Source organism: Enterococcus sp. AMC2644 (assembly GCF_058216475.1).
In genome coordinates this window covers 2,511,218-2,533,994 of the sequence record NZ_CM177095.1, presented here as the reverse complement: position 1 = coordinate 2,533,994, position 22,777 = coordinate 2,511,218, and the positions used below count along the sequence as shown (strand labels likewise).

At 35.7% G+C, this 22,777-nt stretch carries 19 protein-coding genes and 2 tRNA genes; 8 read left to right on the top strand and 13 right to left on the bottom strand.

All coding sequences use genetic code 11. The annotated features are described in order from the left end of the window. Positions 1-24: 24 nt before the first annotated feature. The 7 genes from AC4BC5_RS12355 to AC4BC5_RS12325 form a co-directional block, all read right to left on the bottom strand. A complete protein-coding gene (locus AC4BC5_RS12355; protein ID WP_490495666.1) occupies positions 25-348 on the bottom strand; it encodes an AzlD domain-containing protein in 324 nt (107 codons plus the stop codon). Continuing rightward, positions 338-1,042 (bottom strand): AzlC family ABC transporter permease, encoded by a 705-nt coding sequence (locus tag AC4BC5_RS12350; protein ID WP_490495665.1) that lies wholly within the window; start codon positions 1,040-1,042, stop codon positions 338-340. The genes AC4BC5_RS12355 and AC4BC5_RS12350 overlap by 11 nt, the downstream gene beginning before the upstream one ends. 81 nt (positions 1,043-1,123) lie before the next feature. Continuing rightward, positions 1,124-2,851 carry a cell division site-positioning protein MapZ family protein gene (locus AC4BC5_RS12345; RefSeq protein ID WP_490495664.1) on the bottom strand — a complete coding sequence of 576 codons (1,728 nt, stop codon included), beginning with the start codon at positions 2,849-2,851 and terminating at the stop codon, positions 1,124-1,126. A 211-nt stretch (positions 2,852-3,062) separates the two neighbouring features. Next, positions 3,063-4,169, bottom strand: coding sequence for an RNA polymerase sigma factor RpoD (rpoD, locus tag AC4BC5_RS12340; protein WP_490495663.1), 1,107 nt, complete (start codon positions 4,167-4,169; stop codon positions 3,063-3,065). A gap of 23 nt (positions 4,170-4,192) precedes the next feature. After that, positions 4,193-6,022: a DNA primase gene (gene dnaG / locus AC4BC5_RS12335; protein ID WP_490495662.1), complete on the bottom strand. Its 1,830-nt coding sequence runs from the start codon at positions 6,020-6,022 to the stop codon at positions 4,193-4,195. Between the two features lie 271 nt (positions 6,023-6,293). Beyond that, complete coding sequence (locus AC4BC5_RS12330) at positions 6,294-7,139, bottom strand: DUF368 domain-containing protein (protein WP_490495661.1); 846 nt, start codon at positions 7,137-7,139, stop codon at positions 6,294-6,296. A gap of 27 nt (positions 7,140-7,166) precedes the next feature. Then, on the bottom strand, positions 7,167-7,799 hold the full coding sequence (locus AC4BC5_RS12325; protein ID WP_490495660.1) for a lysozyme family protein: 633 nt from the start codon (positions 7,797-7,799) through the stop codon (positions 7,167-7,169). Positions 7,800-8,002: 203 nt separating this feature from the next. Here AC4BC5_RS12325 and AC4BC5_RS12320 point away from each other — a divergent pair, with 203 nt between their 5' ends. Together AC4BC5_RS12320 and mprF are read left to right on the top strand one after the other, a co-directional pair. Then, a complete protein-coding gene (locus AC4BC5_RS12320) occupies positions 8,003-8,737 on the top strand; it encodes an alpha/beta fold hydrolase (RefSeq protein ID WP_490495659.1) in 735 nt (244 codons plus the stop codon). After that, positions 8,724-11,261 carry a bifunctional lysylphosphatidylglycerol flippase/synthetase MprF gene (mprF, locus tag AC4BC5_RS12315; protein WP_490495658.1) on the top strand — a complete coding sequence of 846 codons (2,538 nt, stop codon included), beginning with the start codon at positions 8,724-8,726 and terminating at the stop codon, positions 11,259-11,261. The genes AC4BC5_RS12320 and mprF overlap by 14 nt, the downstream gene beginning before the upstream one ends. Positions 11,262-11,414: 153 nt before the next feature. On the opposite strand, the gene AC4BC5_RS12310 is transcribed toward mprF, so the two are convergent. Both AC4BC5_RS12310 and AC4BC5_RS12305 read right to left on the bottom strand, forming a co-directional pair. Further along, the gene (locus AC4BC5_RS12310) at positions 11,415-12,047 is read right to left on the bottom strand and encodes a hypothetical protein (RefSeq protein ID WP_490495657.1); all 633 of its coding nucleotides are present in this window, start codon (positions 12,045-12,047) and stop codon (positions 11,415-11,417) included. 107 nt (positions 12,048-12,154) lie between these two features. Next, positions 12,155-12,421 carry a hypothetical protein gene (locus tag AC4BC5_RS12305; RefSeq protein WP_490495656.1) on the bottom strand — a complete coding sequence of 89 codons (267 nt, stop codon included), beginning with the start codon at positions 12,419-12,421 and terminating at the stop codon, positions 12,155-12,157. Positions 12,422-12,537: 116 nt separating this feature from the next. Here AC4BC5_RS12305 and AC4BC5_RS12300 point away from each other — a divergent pair, with 116 nt between their 5' ends. Then, the gene (locus AC4BC5_RS12300; RefSeq protein WP_490495655.1) at positions 12,538-13,542 is read left to right on the top strand and encodes a nucleoid-associated protein; all 1,005 of its coding nucleotides are present in this window, start codon (positions 12,538-12,540) and stop codon (positions 13,540-13,542) included. Between the two features lie 225 nt (positions 13,543-13,767). On the opposite strand, the gene AC4BC5_RS12295 is transcribed toward AC4BC5_RS12300, so the two are convergent. Next, positions 13,768-14,310: a hypothetical protein gene (locus tag AC4BC5_RS12295; protein ID WP_490495654.1), complete on the bottom strand. Its 543-nt coding sequence runs from the start codon at positions 14,308-14,310 to the stop codon at positions 13,768-13,770. Positions 14,311-14,464: 154 nt separating this feature from the next. Continuing rightward, complete coding sequence (locus tag AC4BC5_RS12290) at positions 14,465-16,873, bottom strand: hydroxymethylglutaryl-CoA reductase, degradative (protein ID WP_490495653.1); 2,409 nt, start codon at positions 16,871-16,873, stop codon at positions 14,465-14,467. Between the two features lie 179 nt (positions 16,874-17,052). Here AC4BC5_RS12290 and AC4BC5_RS12285 point away from each other — a divergent pair, with 179 nt between their 5' ends. The 4 genes from AC4BC5_RS12285 to AC4BC5_RS12270 all read left to right on the top strand — a co-directional run bounded on the left by AC4BC5_RS12285 (position 17,053) and on the right by AC4BC5_RS12270 (position 21,329). Continuing rightward, a complete protein-coding gene (locus AC4BC5_RS12285; protein ID WP_490495652.1) occupies positions 17,053-18,207 on the top strand; it encodes a hydroxymethylglutaryl-CoA synthase in 1,155 nt (384 codons plus the stop codon). Positions 18,208-18,585: 378 nt separating this feature from the next. Further along, positions 18,586-19,566, top strand: coding sequence for an ABC transporter substrate binding protein (locus AC4BC5_RS12280; RefSeq protein WP_490495651.1), 981 nt, complete (start codon positions 18,586-18,588; stop codon positions 19,564-19,566). Between the two features lie 63 nt (positions 19,567-19,629). Continuing rightward, positions 19,630-20,529: an ABC transporter permease gene (locus AC4BC5_RS12275; protein ID WP_490495650.1), complete on the top strand. Its 900-nt coding sequence runs from the start codon at positions 19,630-19,632 to the stop codon at positions 20,527-20,529. Next, positions 20,526-21,329: an ABC transporter ATP-binding protein gene (locus AC4BC5_RS12270; protein ID WP_490495649.1), complete on the top strand. Its 804-nt coding sequence runs from the start codon at positions 20,526-20,528 to the stop codon at positions 21,327-21,329. The genes AC4BC5_RS12275 and AC4BC5_RS12270 overlap by 4 nt, the downstream gene beginning before the upstream one ends. A 90-nt stretch (positions 21,330-21,419) precedes the next feature. On the opposite strand, the gene AC4BC5_RS12265 is transcribed toward AC4BC5_RS12270, so the two are convergent. Then, positions 21,420-21,491, bottom strand: a tRNA-Gln gene (locus AC4BC5_RS12265). Between the two features lie 14 nt (positions 21,492-21,505). Further along, positions 21,506-21,578: transfer RNA gene (locus AC4BC5_RS12260), tRNA-His, on the bottom strand. A 222-nt stretch (positions 21,579-21,800) separates the two neighbouring features. Here AC4BC5_RS12260 and AC4BC5_RS12255 point away from each other — a divergent pair. After that, entirely contained in the window at positions 21,801-22,772 is a 972-nt protein-coding gene (locus tag AC4BC5_RS12255) for a diaminopimelate dehydrogenase (protein ID WP_490495648.1), read from the top strand. The last annotated feature ends 5 nt before the right edge of the window (positions 22,773-22,777 follow it).

Here is a 22,777-nt window from a genome sequence, read left to right as displayed (position 1 = left end):
TCCTTTAGAAGTACTCATTTTTATTCATAAAACCAAGCGAATAACCGCTATGGTAATAATACCTGTAATCACAATCTTCATCAAATCTTTCGTATAATAACCAACAATTAATGTGGGAATACATGCCAAAGTTTCTTCAAATTTTAAGACAGGCGCTTTTCCAGTGGGCACTACCAATAAACTTTGTACAAGTAATGCTGCTAAAATACATAAAGGCAAATAACTTAAAAATAAATGTAGTTTTTCTGGAAATTCTAATTTTTTTGCAAAAATAAAAGGCAAAATCCGCGGAATCCATGTCACAATAAAACAGCCTACCATCAGTAATAAAAAGTTACTATTCACCATGCGTCACCACCCCTACAAAACAACCAATTAAAGTTGCTACAATAACCGCAACCTCAGGTGTTGTCCACCACATAAATAAGTATAAACTGACGACAACACTAACTAAAACAACAATTGTCTGTTTGGTACGTCTTTTTAAAGGTCGTTCCGCTTGAAATAAAAACAGCCCTAAAAACATCGCAACTAGGGCAAAATCTAAGCCAAATAATTCTGGATTAGGAATAAATTTCCCTAACAATGCACCTAATACTGTCGCAATAATCCAAGAAATGTAGGCACAAATGTTTAAACCATTCATCCAGCTTAAAGAAGGCTGTTTTCCATCTTGTAATGCGGTTGCTAAAACACCATAAGACTCATCTGTCAGCAATGTTCCAACACCAATATTGCCAAACATGCTTTCTTTACGAAAAGCCGGCGCTACAGATAGGCTCATCAAAAAGTGCCGTAAATTAACTAAAAAAACAGTGACAATAATTGATGAGATGGGTGCACTGATTGCCAATAATCCACATATAATAAATTGCGCGCTTCCTGCATAAACCACTAGAGACATTAAAAAGATTTCAAAGACACTTAAACCAATCCCTTTTCCAACGACTCCCATTGCAAATCCAATGCCAACATAGCCTAAAATTGTGGGTACACATGCCTTGACACCATCTACAAAACTTTCATATTTTACTTCTTGCAAAAAGAATCCCCCTTTTTTCGATTGATAGTTTCTATCATATCGAAAATAAAGGGGGGAGACAAGAGTTGCTCGCTTCTTTTTTTAATTGCTTCCATTTCCTCGGAAGAAACCTGTTTTTGCGTTAATAGTAAATAAATACATTGGTAAATCTGATTCTTGGATTCCTGTTAGCAATGATGATTTATTTGATGTTGCATATAAATTATAATATCCTTCACCATTCTCAATTCGAACACGCTCAACATAGAACCCGCCTTCAACAATATAACCACGTTTAATTGATTCATTAATTACTTTATCATAGATACCTGGCGCCCAATTCCATGCTGGATTGTTTGCATCATCAATATCACTTTGACGTGAAGAGATAATTGGTGAATTATCACTATTTTTTGGCGTATTAGGACCTAAAATTTCTATTCCTTCATTATATTGCGGCATTGCAGGTGTTTGCACTTGCGCAGATGCTTCAGAATCAGCTTGCGATTGTTCAGCTTGTTGACTTAATTCAGCTTCTTTTTGGGCTGCTGCCGCTTCTTGAGCTTGTTGTTCAGCTATTTTTTGGGCTTCTGCTTCACGTTTATCTAAAGCTTTTTCAATCGGTGCTAATTGCGCTAGAAAAGCTTTTTTCTCTTCACCTTCAAATAGTTTGTCAACTTTTTCTTTTGTGCTTTCATAGTTTTTACGCGTAACAGACTCATTTAATTGTCCGTCTTTATAACTTGATGCTAAGGATTCAACAGCTGTGCCGGTTGCCTCTAATTCTTTGAACTCTTCTTTTCCTTGTTTGATGGCTTGATTAATTAATTTAGCAAAAGGTGTATTCTCAGTCAATAATGCCATATCTACTGCATCGCCATCTTTTACATGAACGTTTTCTTTCAATTCATCACCAACCACAATTGGCTCAGAAAAGTGGCTATTAATTTGATCTAAAACAGCAATTTTAACTTGGATTTTTTGACCTTTATCTCGCAGTTCTTCATATTTTGGTTCAGAAGAATAGGATTCTAATTCTTTCATTAGTTTCTCAACATCTGCTGCTGTTTTACCAGGAACAATAAATTGCTCTTCTGGATCTAAATAAAAGTTTCCTAACTCACTTTCGATCCGAGCAATTGCAGTTTCAACACGCAATTGTTCTTGACGATCCGCTTCTGCTTGTGCTTTTTGCTGATTGTCGTAGTACATCCAAGCACCACCTGCAACAACCACTAATGCTGCAGCAGTTAACCAATATTTTTTCTTAGATTTTTTAGGTGGCGTTGGTTGTTTTTCAGTTTTAGTTTCTAATTTCACTTCTTTTTCAGATGCCTTGATTGGTTCAGGAATCGGAGCTACCACTGGTTCTTCAGCTTCCTCTTCTTCAGAGGCATCCTTTACTTCGACTGACTCTTCTGCTACTTCCGATTTTGCAGGATCCTCATTAGTCACTGGGACAACGGGCGTTTCTGATTGTTCTGGTTCTTTTTCAATCGGATTTGTTGTTTCCGAAGTTTCTGCAACGGGGTCTTCTGATATTTCTGGTTCTTCTTGAACTGCATCTGCATAACCGTCTTTATGTTTACGGATATATTCAGCTAAAATTGGATTATCTGCAAATTCATCCGCTTCTGCCTCATCATTTTCGGCATGTAGTTCAGAAAAATGTTCAATAACGGATTCAATAGGTACGTCTTGATATTCTGACCATTTAATATTATCATTTTCTGGTTTTATTGCGATATCATCAATTAATTTAGCTCCGCAATTGGGGCAAAACTTCTGATCAGCAATTAATTCAAATTCGCAATGTGGACATTTATTCATCAATCTATCTTTGCTCCTTTTACTTTCTCAAAAATAATCTACCATATATTGAAAAGTTAGCCAATACCCTTCACATTACGTTTTTGTTAAGTTCATATTGAAATTTCCTAAAAAGCATAAAATTCATACTTCTTTTTATAAAATTGTCCATTTTTTTAACAAAAAGACTTTTAAAAGTCTAAGGAGCTTTTAAAAGTCTTTATATGTGAGTTTATTCTAAAAAGTCTTTCAACTGTTTTGAACGAGATGGGTGGCGTAATTTTCGTAAAGCTTTGGCCTCGATTTGGCGAATACGTTCTCTTGTTACCCCAAATACTTTCCCAACTTCTTCCAATGTACGTGTACGACCATCATCGATTCCAAAACGTAAACGCAAAACATTTTCTTCACGGTCTGTTAAAGTATCTAACACGTCTTCTAATTGTTCTTTCAATAATTCATAAGCCGCATGCTCAGCTGGGCTTGTTGCTTCTTGATCTTCAATAAAATCTCCTAAGTGTGAATCATCTTCTTCACCTATTGGCGTTTCTAAGGAGACTGGTTCTTGAGCAATTTTTAGAATCTCACGAACTTTTTCAGTTGGCAAGTCCATTTCAGCACCAATTTCTTCTGGCGTTGGTTCTCTGCCTAAGTCTTGTAATAATTGACGTTGGATACGAATTAATTTATTAATGGTTTCAACCATATGAACCGGAATACGAATTGTTCGCGCTTGGTCAGCAATAGCACGTGTAATTGCTTGACGAATCCACCATGTAGCATAGGTAGAGAATTTGAAGCCTTTACGGTAATCAAATTTTTCAACTGCTTTCATCAATCCCATATTTCCTTCTTGAATTAAATCAAGAAATTGCATTCCACGTCCGACATAACGTTTGGCAATACTTACTACTAAACGTAAGTTTGCTTCTGCTAGGCGTTGTTTTGCTTCTTGATCGCCTTCTTCGATTTTTAGGGCTAATTCAACTTCTTCTTCAGCAGTCAATAATGGCACACGCCCGATTTCTTTTAAATACATGCGCACTGGATCATTAATTTTTACACCTGTTGGCGCAGATAAATCTTCTTGGGCTTGCTCTGGTGCTTTTTTCTCAGTTGTTTTTAGACTGTGAACAGATGGTTCTCCATTTTCATCAACGACACTAATTCCAGCATCTTCAACTTTTTGGATTAATTTATCCATTCCGTCCGCATCTAATGAGTACGGTGTTGCTAGTTGATTAGACAGCTCATCATAGATAACTTGTCCTTTAGGTTTGTTTGTGCGGATAAATTCGGCCACTGCTTTTTCATATGTTTTGTTTGTTTCTTCTGCCATGAAAGAAGTCCCCCTTCAATGTGCTATTTGGCTTGTTTCAATTGCTTAGTAAGATTTATTATTTCAACTGCCAGTTCAAGTTCCAACTGTTGATTACCTTTTTGACTAGCTTCTTGTTGCTGAATTCTTTTTTTATTTATTTCTTCAACAATGCTAGACGTTTGGATAATGCGTACAAGATCTTGAAACTCTTGTTCCGTACTTTCTTCAGGAACATTGAGCCTGGCAATTGTAATGACTAAATGTTTCATTTGCTCATCTTTTAGAAAATCAAGGAATTTGGAAACAATAAACTCTCCTTCCATTTCAACATAAGCGTCAAAAAGGACATATAGTTCTTGATATTTTTCATGAGCAAATGTTAACTGTAGACTTTTGAAACGACGATTCAATGATTCTTCATTGAATAATCGATACAAAAGAAGTTCTTCCGCCTTTTCCAATTGGGTTTTACGAACCACACTTGGTGGTGGAAGTGGAATCTGTTCTGGTTCAATATGAGTAGGTACTCTTGCTTCATTCCGACGCGCTTGTTTAAGTTGACGTAATTGCTGTTGCAAAGTTTCCCGACTAATTTGAAATTCAGTTGATAATTGTGTTAAATACCGATCTTGTTCAAGCAATGAATCCACTTGTAACAAATCTTGTAAAAGTTCTTGCACGTATTCTAATTGTTCTTTTTCATTTGCGAGATTACGATGCATTTTACGATAGTTCATTTTAAATGAAAAAACCGTTTCACGACCATGGTAAGCTAACTCACGAAAAGCTTCACTTCCATATTTCCGGACATAATCATCTGGATCTAAACGTTCGGGAACACTCACAATAGTTAAGTTAAGATGACTATGTTCTTGTAAGAGTTCAATTCCACGATTAGTCGCTTCAATTCCTGCTTTATCGCCATCATAGCAAAGAATCAATTCTTTGGAAACTCGCTCAATTGCAGCAATTTGTTGATTCGTTAAACTAGTCCCCATTGATGCGATTCCATTTTGAATGCCTGATTGCCAAGCAGCTAAAACATCCATAAATCCTTCAAATAAAAAGACAGAACCTTCTTTACGAATTGTGCTACGTGCTTTGTCAAAGTTAAATAATACTTCACGTTTATTAAATAAGCTTGTTTCTGGACTATTTAAATATTTTGGTTGATCCTCACCTGGAAAAGCTTCTGTTTGTAACCATCGCCCTGAAAACCCAATGATTTTCCCTTGAAAGTTACGAATAGGAAACATAATTCGCTGATAAAAACGATCGGCTAACCCAACATCTCTTTCAACAAATAATCCTGATTCAACAAAATATTTAGTATCTAAAGATTCATTTTGAAAAACCCGTTCTAAAAACTCTCGTTGATTTGGAGCAAATCCAATTTGAAATTCTTCAATCAGTTCTTCTGTCAAGCCTCGTTGCAACAAATAGTCCAATGCTTCTTGACCAGCTGTCGTATGAATCAGCATATGATGGTAGACCTCACTAGCTTTTTCATGCAATTTAATCAGTTGTTGTGTTTTTGATGATTCTGGATTAATTTGTGGTGCTTGTCGGTAATTCTCAGCAATAGGGATATTTTCAATCTCCGCAACTTTAACCACTGCTTCGCTAAAAGAAGTCCCCTCTAGCTCTTGAATAAAACTAAAGACATTTCCGCCACGACCACAACCAAAACAATAATAAAACTGCTTATCTTCAGCAACTGAAAATGACGGTGTTTTTTCATTATGAAACGGACATAAACCAGTGTAATTTTTACTGCCAGACTTTTTTAACTGAACGTATTGACCAATTACTTCAACGATATTCGTTCGACTACGGACATCATCAATCACGTGTTGTGGAATTTTTGCCACTGACACTCACCCCCTGTATTTACTGTAAGATGAGCTTATCTATCGGTAAAAAATCGCACTAATCGAAATCAGCGCGATTCTAAAATAGACAGTTTTTCACATCATTCATTCTATCACATTCTCATTTCTTTTCAAGTTATTTGTTTTTATTGTAAAAAATAAAACTCATTGGTAGAACCACTATCCAAACATCAATCGGATAGTCTGTAAAAGTCAATTATTTCTAGATATAAAAAAACAGGAAATACCAAAAAAGCATTTCCTGTCTTTATTATTTATACTGTTCTTCTAAGCGGCTCATCCATGCGCCTAGTGCAATACCAGCTAGACATAAAACACCACACATGACGAAGTTCATCGCAGTAAAGCCAACATAATTTATTGGAATAATCATTACTGTAGAAGCAAAAACAACACCTAGAATAAAATGAAATAATTGTGCATAGGCCTTACTAAAAATATAGTCCATAACACGAGATAAACCTAACACTGTTACTAAACCACCAATAGCAATCGGAACAATTACACCTAAGTCAACATTTTTAATACCGTCAGACATTGCTTTATACATCCCCATGTAGACTAAAAAATTAGACGGACTTAGTCCTGGAACAATCATCCCAAGACCAATTAAGCCACCTGCAATAATCCAGGTACCAAAATTTTGGGGCACTTCAGAAAAAAGACTTGATCCTTGCCATAAGAAAAGGAAACCAGCAATGAAACTAACAATCATAATGATAACATCGCGGTTTGAACGTCCTTTTTTTCCAGCTTCTTTCCAAAGAGCAGGAACCGTACCAATGATACAGCCAACGAAAAACCATAAAATAATTGTTTCGTACGTACCTAGTAAAAAGCTTACAGCAAAAGATAATAAGAAAACGCCAGTAATCCCACCTAAGCCAACTGGAATAAAATATAAGACATTTTCTTTGAAGTTTTTTGTAATATGGGCCAAAAATGAAATGATTCGTTCATAAATTCCGAAGATAGCTGCTAATGCACCTCCGCTAACTCCTGGTAAAATGAATCCTGAGCCAATGAACATTCCCTTCACAAAGCGCAAAATCCAGTCTGCTCCACCGCTTTTTGTGTTGTGACTTTTGTTTTCCATAAATGATATACTCTCCTACATCTGTTTTTATTCAAACAAAAAATTGGTCCATTTAATTTTCTGTTCGTTTAATTTAATTAGTTCTGCATAAAACAGGTTGCCTCCATTATGATATAAATAACCACCATTGTAAATAAAAGAATGTATACCAAGATAACGATACGTTGTCTGATCGGCATTTCCTAACAACGGCGATAAAATATCCCGTGAATAATCTTCCGCTAATTTAAGTGTATTTTTGCCTCCATTATCTGCAACATAATCAATATACTCTAAACCAAAATTATACGCTTGAACAGCTGTCCATAAATCGGTATTTGCTTCTTTAGACTTCTCAATTGCTTCAGATAAATAACGCACTCCTTGTTTAATACTTTGGTCTGTCTCAGCAATTTGATTCGGTTGCCCATGTGCACTTTCAGAACTTTGCATCGGGTCATCCCCCATACCTTTTGTTTCAGTAAAAATAATGCTTAAGACTAAATCTTTATATTCAGGAATACCTTGAGCAGTAACTGCTTCTTGTACCTGTGCGTCATATTGATGAACTTGTTTTAAAATCCGATAATTACGATAGGCCAAATAACTCCCTACTACTAATAGCAAGACTAACACTATTTGAAATAAATAACGAATCCAAGATTTCTTTTTTAATTTCATACTAATCATCCAAACTTTTTAATATCAGATTTCAGACTACTATGACTCAGCAAAGATGTCCATCTCGACTAAATAAATTTACAAAACTTAAAAAAAACACAACCTTTCATTAGCTTACAGAATTGTTCGCAGGTTTTCAGTATCAAAAAAATCGAAAAATCGCTATACTTTACTCTAAGTGGAAAAGAAAACAGGTGATTAACATGGAAAGTAAAAAACGATATTTAGAGGTAGCGGATGGTAGTCTCCTCTTCTATGAAATTTATGGGCAAGGTTTCCCACTTTTTTTACTACACGGTAACAACAACGATGGAACTTACTTCCATTACCAGATTCAAAGTTTTATGAAAGAATTCCAAGTTTTTGTCTTAGATAGTCGTGGTCAAGGACATTCAACTAACACTGCCAGAAAAATTTCTTTTCAGCAAATGGCGGATGATCTAAATGCCATTATGGAACATGAACATATCACTCGTGCGAATATTTTAGGTTTTAGTGATGGGGCTAATATTGCGATGGTTTTCGCACATGCTTATCCTGAAAAAGTAAATCGAATGGTTTTAAATGCAGGCAACACCCAAGTAAGGGGTTTAAAAAATTATTGGATTGTTCTAACTTATTTACAGTATTTTGCTTATTGGCTACTAGCCTTTTTCTTTGAACGTGCTCGTGAAAAACGACCGATTATTGGTTTAATGATCCATGATATCGGCTTAAGTCAGAACGATTTAGCAAAAATTACTGCTCCAACCTTAGTAATTGTAGGTAAACACGATGACATTAAATTGAAACATACACTAATGATTGTCAATCATCTCCCACAAGCTAAATTCGTATTAGTGCCTAAGCAAGGTCACACATTGGCAAGGAAAGACGCCAATAATTTCAATCAAGAAGTTCTTTCATTTTTAGGAGGGGAAAAAGTTGAAAAAAATTAGTCAATGGGTCGTTCAACATAAGACCTTATTAAAAACTTTATTTATTGCAATTTTATCAATTATTGTCAGCGCAGAACTACTATCCATTGCCAAAACGATCTCATTTGAACAATTAACCACATTATTCAAAGAAACATCTTTTTGGCGAATTGGTGCAATGGTTATAATTAGTCTAGTTGCCATTTTACCAATGTCTGGATATGATTTCACCTTGAAAAGGATGCTCCAATTAGATTACAAACCTAGCTATATTCTAGAAACTAGTTGGGTAATTAACACGATCAATAACATTGCTGGTTTTGGTGGCTTAGTCAGTATGGGATTGCGTTCTGAATTCTATGGAAAAAAAGCTAACAAAGAAATTTTTAGTGCCTTAACTAAAATTTTGTTATTTGTCTTATCAGGACTTTCAATTTATAGCTTCATTTCGTTTGCTGCCATTCATTTTTTCCATACAAATGAATATCTTAAACAATATTGGCCTTGGCTGGTCGGTGGAAGTTTATATTTCCCTATCGTCTATTTCGTTACTAGTTTAAAAAAAGAAGGTTTGCTTGGAGGTCTCAAACGAAAATTTCGCCTAGCATTACTAGCCACCTCTTTTTTAGAATGGACTGGCGTAATTGTTAGTTTTTTAAGTATCGGTTATTTATTAGACGTTTCTTTTTCAATTTGGGAAGTCTTACCCTTATTTATTTCTGCAATTGTTATCGGAATTGTGTCCATGATACCTGGGGCATTAGGCAGTTTTGATGTAATGATGATTTTAGGACTTTCTGCATTAGGGATTGAGCGTGAAGTAGTTGTCTTATGGCTCTTATTATTCCGTGTTTGTTATTATGGGATTCCAGTCGGGATTGGAATGATTTTCTTCTTCAAACATATTTTCAAAAATTTTGATGACAAATATGAAGGCATTCCAAAGCAATTAACATTAGAAATTTTCCATAAAGTAGAATCTGGCTTACTTTATTTTTCTGGCATTATGATGGTCCTTTTAGCAACGGTCCCTCAAGCATTCACTGACTTTCCGTGGTTAAGCCATTTAAATCCTTTTCGCTTTCATATTGTCGTCCAATTCCCAAGTATTTTGATTGGATTCACGCTTTTAATTATGGGACGTGGCGTTGCTGCTCAAGTTAAACGTGCCTATTGGCCAACAATTCTATTGATTGGCGCAGCTATACTGTATTCATTTATGATTGATTTTAGTTTTATTACAATTTTTTATCTTATTTGTTTATTATTAATCGTGATTGTCTCAAAATCAGAATTAACACGAGAACAATTAGTTTACTCTTGGGAATGGTTAACAATTGATGGTCTTGTTTTTGGAGCATTAACGATTTTATATTTAATTATCGGTGTCTTTCAGTTACCTGAAATCCCTCATCGACCTCACCATTTTATGAGCTTTTTCTTATTACCTTCTGAAAAAATTTGGCTTTCTGGTTTTGTCGTTATTAGCGTCGTCGCAGCATGTATGTTATTGATGGTTCGCTATTTACAAGGATCTAAGAAAAAAATTGGTGATGACATCCAACACGCCGATGTTCAAACGATTCTTGAAACATACGGTGGGAATAGCGATAGTGAGTTAGTCTTTTTAGAAGATAAATCAGTCTTTATTTATAAAAATAACGACGAACCAACTGTTTTTTTGCAATTCAGTACCATTAATAATAAATGCGTCGTCATGGGCGATCCTTCTGGGAAACGTGAAGATTTTGCAGATGCAGTAGACGCATTTATTCAAGAAGCTGACCATTGGTGTTACCTCCCTGTTTTTTACGAATCACGGGAAGAAATGGTTATGATTTTACATGATTTTGGCTATGATTTTATTAAAATGGGAGAAGAAGCATTAGTTGATTTAGACACATTTACCACCTCAGGTAAAAAGATGCGTGGGACACGAGCGGTATTAAATAAGATTAAGAAAGAAGGCTATTACTTTGATGTTTTACAGCCTCCTTTCTCAGAAGAAACGATGGCAACCTTACAAGCTATCTCTGAAGAATGGTTAGAAGGTCGGAAAGAGCGAGGGTTTTCATTAGGCTTTTTCTCAGAAACGTATTTGCAAAGAAATCCTATTGCTGTAGTCAAAAATTCAGAACATGAAATCGTCTCTTTTGCCAATATTATTCCTAGCTACACCAATGAGATTGGCACAATTGATTTGATGCGCCACCATCCAACAAAAGCTCCTTCTGGTAGCATGGATTTTCTCTTCATTCATTTATTTGATTATATGAAAAACACTGGTATTCAATATTTCGATTTAGGTATGGCACCGCTAGCCAATGTAGGACAATCACGGAAAAGCTTCCTACAAGAACGGCTTGCTTCGCTTGTCTACTCTTTTGGCAGTCATTTCTACTCTTTCCAGGGATTACGTGATTATAAAGAAAAATATGCTAGTCAATGGATTTCTCGTTATACACTATATTCTCGAGATAGTTGGATTGCTTATGTAATGATTGCCCTACTCATCTTAGATAATAAACCAATCGAAGAGGAGTAACTAACGTTCTTATAAAACAAAAAATAGCCGAACTATGTCAGAGCATGCCTGTCGCAACAGGTTCTCGTTGCGAATTCACTAGAATTCGCACGTTCTACTCCACATAGTTCGGCTATTTTATTTTCTTGTTGCTGATGTCACCATTTATTTTTACTATCGATTCTCAATCGGTGTTTGAGCAAACGACTCAATGACTGGAATTACATCTAATTTTAGTTTGTATTTACGTTCTAATGCAGATTCAATCATAAACTCATTTTCTTTAATAGCTGAAATACTTGCTAGCAAGCGATCTGCTTTGGCTGTTTTTTCGATGACACAAATCTCTTCTTCTGTTTGTTCAACATCAAATTTGGGAAAAGCTTGCATTTGTTCTTTAAATTCAACAAAAGTTAATCCTACTGTTGATTCTTTTACTTCTGTTTCATTTGTTTCTATAACTTCATCAGCAGAAGGTGCCGCAGTTGTCCAATAGCTAGCTACTTCATCCGCTAAATTACTACTAAAACGATCCAAAAATCCTTTTTCTTGACTTTGAACGCGTTTCACAGCAACATTAAAGTTTTCGTCTAAAGGTACAGTAATGACATAATTTTTTTCTACTGTATTTCCATCAATAAGCTCAATTGCCATCTCCTGTTTACTTTCAGGTTTAATATACACTTTTGTTGTCAAGTTATATTTTTCAACAGTTTTCTTTTCCAAGCTTTCAAAAAGCATTTTACGTGCCACTTCAAATGAAGGACGAAATTGTTTTTTTAATTTTTCTAATTGTTTCTTTTTCATGATGTTCCCCTTTCAATACCTTTTCGATTATATGAAAAAAATGATGAATTGAACAGAGATTTTCATGAAAAAATGTAAAAAATGAGAATTATATAAAAATAAATGACTTATTTCAATTGTTTTACCTGCTGATATTTAGGAATAATCGCAAATAAATCTTGCGTTTTATTTACTGCAATAACTGTCTCTTGCCACTCTGCAAGTGTGTAATCAACACCTAATCGTTCTGTTAGCGAGGCCAAAACCTCTTCTTTCGTCCAATCGCGCGCTGGATAATGTTGCACTTTATCTGCATCAACTAAGAAAATAAAATTGTCACTAAATGCATTCGTTACTCCTACTGGTAGATTGGCCAGCCGTTCTTTAATATCCATATAAGTTGCCTCCTTTTTACCTAGTGTAGCAAGCATGCATTCTTTTGACAACTTTCATCTTTTACTTCCTAGAAAGGTTATTTTCTTGTAAACTAGACTTTGAAGGAGCGAAGCAAATGGATATTTATTTAAAACGTGCCATCTTACACATCATTGATCGCGAAGCAGGTGATCCTGTCTATTCTCAAGTTGAATTAGATTTAGCTACAGAGTATATTCGTGATTATTTAACGAAAAAAATTCAAAAATTATCGACAGCTCAAACTAAAACAGGCGTTTTAGTTGAGGAATCTACTATTGGACAATTGGCCAAATTGGCTGAATCAGATTTCACTCAATTTAGCGAACACTTTGTTGCCCATTGGTATAATATCTACCATCAAAGTGAGGACGCACCTAGTGCCGATGTCTTTATCGTTTTATATGAAATGGATACAGAAATGCATATAGCTTTTCTAAAGGTCAATTACACCGATGCGTACACGCATTTCGTTGAAGCAGATGAAACAGGCATTCAAAACAAATTAATTATTAACCGTGCCATCTTAGGAGGAAAAACTCAAAAAGCAGAAGAAGGCTTAACTTTAAATCTAGCAACATTTGCTTATGAGTTAGTCGAAAAAAAATATACTTTTTCTGGAGACAAAGGATTTTATTTTTCAACAAAAGTAATTGAGTCACAACCCATCCCTTCTTTAGAAGAGAATGTCAAAGTCATCAAAAAGGTAGCTGAAAAAATAGGACAAAAATTTGAAGCCCCCTCTTATGATATCATTGCAGATGTAAAAGAAGCGGTCTTTGATACGATTGAGGAAACTGGACAAATTGATGCAAAAGAAATTGCCGAAAAAGTTTTCAAAGATAATATTACTGCGCAAATGGCATTTCAAGAAGAAGTCGTAGAAAAAGGTTTTGTTGATCGTGCCCCTATGTTACGAGAAGTTAAAGAAATCTCAGAAAAAAAATATGGAAAACAAAAACTAAAATTATCCAATGGTATTGAATTAATTGTGCCTTTAGATGTTTATCGCAATCCTGACTTAATCGAATTCGTAAATAATCCCGATGGAACGATTTCGGTAACAATCAAAAACGTAGATGAAGTAATTAATCGACTATAACAAAAACTAACGCATAGCGACCCCCAGAAAATCTAACTTTTTGGGGGTCGCTATGCTTATGAAAGTTAATAAAGGTAAATTGAGACGGATGGTCCTTATTATAAGTCAATGAAAAAAATGACTGGCATGCGTCCAGTGGACTACCAAAATCATACCAGCCTATTAGCTATCAACTAAGGTCTAACTTTAAGGAATCACCGCCCACTAATTAGAGGCAAACCTTTTTTACTTGATGACTATTTTTTGTTTTTGAATAGTGTCTTTAGTACTTACATATTTTTCAGCATTTTCAGGATCTTTCTTAACTTTGCTCAATGTTTCTTCATTTGTCGTTGTCAGTACAATCCCCACTACGCCACCATGGATCTTTTCATAGGGAATAAATGCTGTCATACGATCTGTAGCTTGTTTTTCCGTTCCTATTTGAACAGTTTCTTTGGCATCATATAAGCGTACAGAGTAATAACCATCAGCAGATGTATATTCTAAATAATACTTTTTTTCTATTGATCTAGTTAAATTAGTGGTATTAAACACTTCTTGTTCTATCTTCCGATGGACAGGATTAATATTAATTAAATAAATACTTTTTTCTTTAGGTTCAACAATTTCATATGTATGGATTGTTTCCTCATTACTGGGAATTGGTTTTACAATAGCAGTTTTTGAGGTTTCTGATTTCTGGTTATTATTTATAATAAAAAAGAATGCAAATGCAATTAATAAAATAAGTGCTAGAAATAAACATTCAGATTTTCTACGTTTCATCTTACTCCTGCCCCTCGCCCAACAATATTTTACTATTATAACATCGGAAACTTACAAGAACCGTTTTTGTCCTAAACGTTAGAAATTCATGCCTGAACGTCAAAATCAAAAAAACGATCGACATTTTCACCAAACATTTGTCGATCGTTTCAGTTTATTTTTTAAAAGATGCTAAAATCATCCTTGCTGTAGCCTCATTCATTGTTGTTTTTTTCAATTCTTCAGCGACTTTCTGAATGTCTTCTCCTTTTGCACCAATACTCAATGCTAAAGATCGGGCTTGTAATGACATATGACCTTTTTGAATCCCTTCTGATACTAATGCACGCAAGGCAGCTAGATTTTGAGCTAGTCCTACTGCAGCAATCACTTCTGCTAATTCTCTAGACTTATTTGTACCTAATATTCGCAGGGCAATTTGTGCTTTAGGTAAAACTTTCGTTGCACCACCTACTGTTCCCAAAGCTAATGGAAGTTGAAGCATCCCATGCAAATGTGTATCAGTCATTGTCCATTGACTCAGACCACGATAATGTCCATCACGCGCAGCATAGGCATGAATAGCTGCTGATGCCGCACGAGTGTCATTGCCCGTTGCTAAAATAACTGCTTCAACACCATTCATAATTCCTTTATTGTGGGTTGCAGCACGATAAGAATCAAGCTGCGCAAAAGTTGAAGCTGCTGCAATTTTTGTAGCAATTTCTCGCCCATTGCTACCTAATGCCTCAAAAGAAATATCACAAGAGGCATTAACCACTGCTTCTGTTGCGTAATTGCTCAAAATGCTAAATAAAATTTCTTCATCAAACCATTCACGAAAAACATTCGCTATTCCTTCCAAAATCGTATTCAACATATTGGCGCCCATTGCATCTTGGGTGTCTACGAGTAAATCGACTGATAAAAAATTTTCATCATCTGAAAATTCTCGAATAATGATTTCTCTTAGTCCGCCACCGCGATTGACAATCGAAGGATACACTTTTTTAGCTGTTTCAAATAACAATGCTTGATTGTTCTCAATTGTTTGACGAATCATTTGTGCATTGCGGACATTCATAAATACGATTTGTCCACGTAGTAACTTTTGTGACATTTTACTCGTAAACCCACCTAAAGAAGCTGCAATTTTAGCTCCATTACTACATGCTGCAATTACAGAAGGTTCTTCTGTTGCCATTGGAACCACATAGTTTTTATCATTAATGATAAAATTTAATCCTACTCCCAGCGGTGTTGATACTTCACTAATTTGATTTTCAATCAAATGATCCGCGATTTCTTCCGATAATGCCATAGTCCTCAATTCTTGTTTTTCATTAGTAGTAATCACATATCTTTCAACTAATTGATCCAAACGTTCTTCTCTAGTCAGCTCATAAAACTTTTTTTTGGATTTTTCTGGTCTTTCTAACAAGATAGCTAATCCAAGACCTCCGCCCACACATAAAGAAGCAATCGCATATTTACCAGCTATACGTTTCAATTGATGGACAGCAGTAGTGACAATGCGTGTACCGCTAGCACCAATGGGATGACCTAGAGAAATACCACCACCACAAATATTGAGTTTTGCATCTGGGATTGCTAATTCTTGCTGAACAACAATAGAAGATGCTGCAAATGCTTCATTAATCTCAAACAAATCAATTGCATCTAAGGTTAAATTATTGCGTTCAATAAGTGATCGTATCGCTTTAATTGGTGAAATCCCCATAATACTTGGATCGATTCCGACTTCTGTAACATCTTTAATGACAGCAAGATAGGGTAATTGATGTTTTTCTGCAAATGATTTTGACGTAAGTAAAACACCCGCTGCACCATCATTTAAAGTTGATGCGTTTCCAGCAGTCACCGTTCCTTCTTCTTTAAATACAGTACGTAGCGTTCCTAATTTTTCCAAAGCTGTTTCTGGGCGAATTCCTTCATCTTTTTCGTAAACAGTCTCGCCAACTACTACTGGTAAAATTTCTTCTATAAAATAGCCTTTCGCTTGAGCTTCGGCTGCTTTTTGTTGTGAGTGTAAAGCAAATGTATCTTGTTGCTGACGTGTAATGCCAAATTGTTCAGCTACATTTTCGGCTGTTAAGCCCATGTGTTTGCCGCTAAAAGCATCCGTCAGGCCGTCTTTAATCATTACCGGTTTTGGTTGGCTATAAGAATCTGTTTGTTTGTCGTATTGTGACAAATACGGAGCTTGGCTCATACTTTCAATACCACCTGCCAATACAACATCCGCCTCGCCTAATTGAATTGCTTGTCTTGCTAAAGCAATTGCCTTTAAACCAGAGCCGCAAACCTCGTTGATTGTTGACGCAGGAATGTCATAAGACAAACCACTATTTAAAGCAATTTGACGAGCAGGATTTTGTCCATTTCCCGCTTGCAAAACATTTCCAAAAATAACTTGTTGTACTTCTTCTTGTAGCACTGGATTTCTTTTTAATAACGCCTGTGTAACGGTTGTTCCTAATGCAACAGCCGAAACTTGGCTAAATTGACCTCGATACTTTCCAATCGGTGTTCTCAAGGCATCAATAATTACAACTTCTTCCACTTTGCCACCTCCAAAATGAACTATAGCATTCTTCTGTTTAAAAAAAAACTTTCTCTTTATTATAACCATTTTTTACTAAAGATTCTTTAACAATCTTTAAATTATCTGCTATTTTTCCCCTAATTTTCACAAAAATATGTTACTTTATAAAAGTAAACTATCGTTAAAGGAGATTAACTATGACTGTTGGTATAGATAAAATCAGTTTTTTTGTTCCGCCTTATTTTATTGACATGACGGATTTAGCTCATGCTCGTGATGTTGATCCAAATAAATTCCATATCGGGATTGGCCAAGATCAAATGGCTATAAATGCCAAAACGCAAGATATCGTGACTTTTGCAACCAATGCAGCCAAACATATTTTAACAGAGGACGACTTAGAATCAATTGATACAGTAATTGTCGCAACTGAATCAGGTATCGATGAATCAAAAGCCGCTTCTGTTGTACTTCATCGTCTATTAGGCGTTCAACCCTTTGCTCGTTCATTTGAAATCAAAGAAGCTTGCTATGGTGGTACAGCAGGTTTGCAATTTGCTAAAAATCATGTACGTCTTCATCCTGAAAGTAAAGTGTTAGTTGTAGCAACTGATATTGCGCGTTATGGGTTAAATTCTGGGGGCGAACCAACACAAGGTGCTGGTGCAGTAGCAATGTTAATTACTGCTAATCCGAAAATTTTGAGTCTAAATGATGACAATGTGATGTTAACTCAAGATATTTATGATTTCTGGCGACCAGTTGGCCATGATTATCCACTAGTTGACGGTCCGTTATCAAATGAAACATATATCAACGCTTTTCAAAAAGTCTGGCAAGAAAATACACGTAGAAACGGTTATACATTAGCTGATTACCAAGCATTAGCTTTTCATATTCCCTACACAAAAATGGGTAAAAAAGCCTTGTTAGCTATTTTAGAAGACGAAACTAAAGAAGAACAAGCACGTATCCTAGCACGCTATGAAGAAAGTATTGCTTATAGTCGTCGCATTGGGAATCTCTATACAGGGTCGCTATACTTAGGGCTTATTTCATTATTGGAACATGCTACAAGTTTAAAAGCAGGCGATCGAATCGGCCTGTTTAGTTATGGTTCTGGTGCTGTTTCTGAATTTTTCAGTGGTCACTTAGTAGCAGGTTATGAAAAACACCTGTTAGCAGATATGCATACTACATTATTGGAACAACGTGTAAAATTATCAATTGATGCATATGAAAAACTATTTAAGGATAAATTAGATACAACTATCAATACTACTTTTGACGATGAAACGTTATTTAGTATCTCAGGTATTCAAAATACTATTCGTTCTTATCGTACAAAATAAGTGCCAACATCCTTTCATGTAAAATGGGAGGATGTTTTTATTGGCGAAAATTTCTGAAAATTTAAAATTTTCGATTGACTTAGTGCCCTATTTTCTCTTATACTAAATACATTCAATGTGGAGGGATTATCATGACAAATCTAAATACGCAAACACAATTGAATTACTTTTACTTTAGCTATTTTAGATAGGCTTGTAGTCGGCATTTGGGTACAGGCGGAAAAATTATTTTCGTATCTATTTGGCTAGGGTCTTTCGTTAGCCATGTAGACACTTCCTAAATGGCTGAAAATGTTGATTTTAAGATGTTTTTCATCCATTTAGACAATTGTCTGAGTGGATTTTTTATTTTTAAAAATTATTCTAGGGGGAAAAAAGATGAAAATGAAAAGATTAGTTACAACTAGCTTTGTTACCTTGAGCGCATTAGCTTTAGTCGCTTGCGGCACACCTAACGAGGAATCAAAAGGTGCTGGTGATTCAAAAAAAGTGGGTGTTTTACAAATTGTTCAACACGGATCATTAGACGCAGCCTACGAAGGTTTCAAAGAAGGTTTAGCTGAAGGTGGTTATAAAGAAGGCGAAAACTTAGTCATTGACTACCAAAATGCTCAAAATAATCAAGACAATTTAAAAAGTATGAGTGAAAAATTAGTAAAAGATAAATCTGATTTATTATTAGGTATCGCTACTCCTGCTGCTCAATCATTAGCCAATGAAACGCAAGATATTCCGATTGTTGTGACAGCCGTTACCGACTTAGAAGAAGCAAAATTAGTTGATTCAAATGAAGAACCTGGACGCAATGTGACAGGAACAACTGATATGGTTCCAGATATTAGCAAGCAAACAGATTTATTACTAAGCATCATTGATAACCCAAAGACAATTGGTATCATGTATAATGCTGGTGAAGCAAACTCAAAAATTCAGGCAAAATTAGCCAAGGAAGCCTTAGAAAAAGCTGGCGTTAAGGTCAAAGAATTAACTGCAAATACTACTAATGATGTACAGCAAGTAACTACTAGTTTAGCAAAAGATGTTGATGGTATTTATATTCCAACAGATAATACTTTTGCAAGTGCTGCAACTGTAGTAGGTGAAGTAGCCAAAGAAACAAAAACACCTATCGTTGCCGCTTCTATTGAACAAGTAGAAGCTGGTGGTTTAGCAACATACGGTATCGATTATGAATCTTTAGGAAAACAAACCGGCCTAATGGCAGCAAAAATTCTTGATGGTGATGCTACCCCTGATAAAATGCCTGTTGAATTTGCTAATGAATTAAAATTAGTCGTTAATGAAGATATGGCAAAAGCTTTAGGAATTGACCCAACAAGTATTAAAGCACCAGAATAAGGTGTTGGCGAGGACAATACTCACTCGTCCTCGCTATTATTTTATAAGATTTGAGGAATGATCATGGATATATTGATTCTAGTACAATCAGCGACTTCTCAAGGGGTCGTTTGGGCATTGTTAGCGATTGGTGTGTTTATCACCTTTCGAATTTTAGATATTGCCGATTTAACCGCCGAAGGAAGCTTTCCACTTGGAGCTGGAATTGCGGCAATTAGCATTACCAATGGTTATTCACCATGGATTGCGACATTATTAGGATTTGTCGGAGGCGTATTAGCAGGTTTAGTCTCCGGATTGCTTCATACTAAATTGAAAATTCCGGCTTTATTAGCAGGAATTATTACAATGACTGGTTTATACTCCGTGACTTCACGCGTGATGCAAGCGCCGAACATTGCATTGTTAGGAGAAAAAACCGTCTTTAGCTGGTTTCAAGCGTTAGGCTTAAATAAAATTAATGCAACTATTATTGTCGGCTCACTGATTGCTGCACTTGTCGTTTTATTATTATTTTTATTTTTCCGAACAGAAACGGGATTAGCAATTCGTGCAACCGGTGATAATATTGACATGAGTGAAGCCAATGGGATTAACACCGATAATATGAAAATGATTGGCTATATGATTTCAAATGGTTGCATCGCCTTATCAGGTGCCTTAATTGCTCAAAACAATGGGTTTGCTGATTTAAACTCAGGTGTTGGAACAATCGTTATCGGTTTAGCTTCAATTATCATTGCAGAAGTTTTATTCCGTAATCAACCTTTATTGCTCAGACTTATTACGATTATTGTGGGAGCCATTATTTATCGCTTTATTCTAGCAATCGTTTTTGAATTAAATGTTGAACCCGCTGACTCAAAAATTGCCTCTGCCATCGTCCTAGTCTTGTGCTTATCATTACCACAAATTCGTGGAAAATTAGGACTAAATAAACCAAAAGGAGGCGCAAAAAAATGACTCCTGTATTAGAAATTAAAGACTTACATCAAATTTTTGAACAAGGAACTATTAATGAAAATCATGTCTTAAAAGGGATTGATTTAACCATTCAACCTGGCGAATTCATTACAATTATTGGTGGGAACGGTGCTGGCAAATCAACTTTATTAAATAGCATCGCTGGTGCAATTCCTCCCAAGCAAGGAACTATTTTATTGAATGGAAAAAACGTAACCAAAGATTCAGTAATTAAACGTTCCAAATCAATTAGCCGTGTATTCCAAGATCCAAAACTTGGCACAGCTGTTCGTTTAACTGTTGAAGAAAATTTAGCCTTAGCTTTAAAACGTGGACAAAGACGTGGTTTTAGTCTTGCTGTTAAAATGAAAAATCGACCTTTCTTCAAGGAACAATTAGCAACATTAAATCTAGGCTTAGAAAATCGTTTAACTGCTGAGATTGGTCTACTTTCAGGAGGACAACGTCAAGCAATTACTTTACTAATGGCAACTTTAGTTCAACCAGATTTAATTTTATTAGACGAACACACCGCTGCACTTGATCCTAAAACCTCCATTACGGTGATGGAATTAACAGATCGTTTAATTAAAGAACATCAGCTAACAGCTTTCATGGTTACACATGATATGGAAGACGCAATTAAATATGGTACTCGTTTAATTATGTTGCATCAAGGCAAAATTGTCGTTGATATTTCTGATGAAGAAAAACGAAATCTAACAGTTCCACAATTAATGGAAATGTTCCAAAAAAATAGTGGTACTGAGTTAAAAGATGATCAGTTATTATTAAGTTAATTGAGAAATACCCGTAACGATTCATACAATCGTTACGGGTATTTTATTGCACAAAAAAGACAATTACCAAAATGATAATTGTCTCAATAACTGGGGTAGCTGGATTCGAACCAACGCATGAGGGAGTCAAAGTCCCTTGCCTTACCGCTTGGCTATACCCCAAGATTAAATTAAAGGGCGACCGATGGGAATCGAACCCACGAGTGCCGGAGCCACAATCCGGTGCGTTAACCACTTCGCCACGGTCGCCATCATGTTAGATTACCTAACAATTTACCGTTTAAATTTCAACGACTAAATTAGTATAACATCGACCATCTTATTTGTCTAGTTTTTTCTGTTATTTTTCCATTTTTTTCCGGACTTGTTTTCTTGTTTTTTTCAAAATATTCAAAAAATTATTTTCTCTCCTACTACCATGGTGATGAAACATGTTATAATTTTTTTATCTTAATAAAAGGAAGTGTCACAATGATAAAAGTAGGAATTATTGGTTATGGTAATTTAGGCCGTGGTGTTGAACGTGCATTAAAACAAAATACAGATATGGAATTAGTCGGTGTATTTACTCGTCGCGCACCAGAAACAGTTACGACCGAAGGAGCTCCAGCTTATACCATGAACGAGTTAGCTTCATATCAAGGAAAAATTGATGTGTGTATTTTATGTGGCGGTTCGGCTACTGATTTACCTGTTCAAACACCTGAGCTCACACAGATATTTAATACCGTTGATAGCTTTGACACACATGCAAAAATTCCAGAGCATTTTGCAGCTGTTGATAAAGTTGCCAAAAAGAATCAAACGGTTGCCGTTATTTCTACTGGTTGGGATCCAGGCTTATTTAGTTTAAATCGCCTATATGCTCAAAGTATTTTACCGCAAGGCGAAAGCTATACCTTCTGGGGCAAAGGTGTGAGTCAGGGACATTCAGATGCCTTACGACGTATCGCAGGTGTTGCGGATGCCACACAATATACCATTCCCAATACAGAAATTATTGAACGACTAAAAGCTGGCGAGGACTTAGCTTTAACGACTCGTGACAAACATTTGCGCGAATGTTTTGTTGTGTTAACAGACGACGCCGATGCGGATAGCATTCGAGAAGAAATTGTAACGATGCCAAACTATTTTGCTGATTATGATACCGAAGTACATTTTATTTCTCAAGAAGAACTAAATCGTGACCATAAAGCAATGCCACATGGTGGAACCGTTTTGCATACAGGGACTACGCACGAACAGACTAAACAAGTTATTGAATACAATTTATATTTAGAGAGTAATCCTGAATTTACAGCCAGCGTGCTTGTTGCTTATGCACGTGCCTGTGTACGTCTAGCAAACGAACAAACTTTTGGTGCCTACACAGTTCTAGATATTGCCCCAAAATACCTCTCTGACAAATCTGACGAAGATTTAAGGAAAGAATTATTATAAAAAAA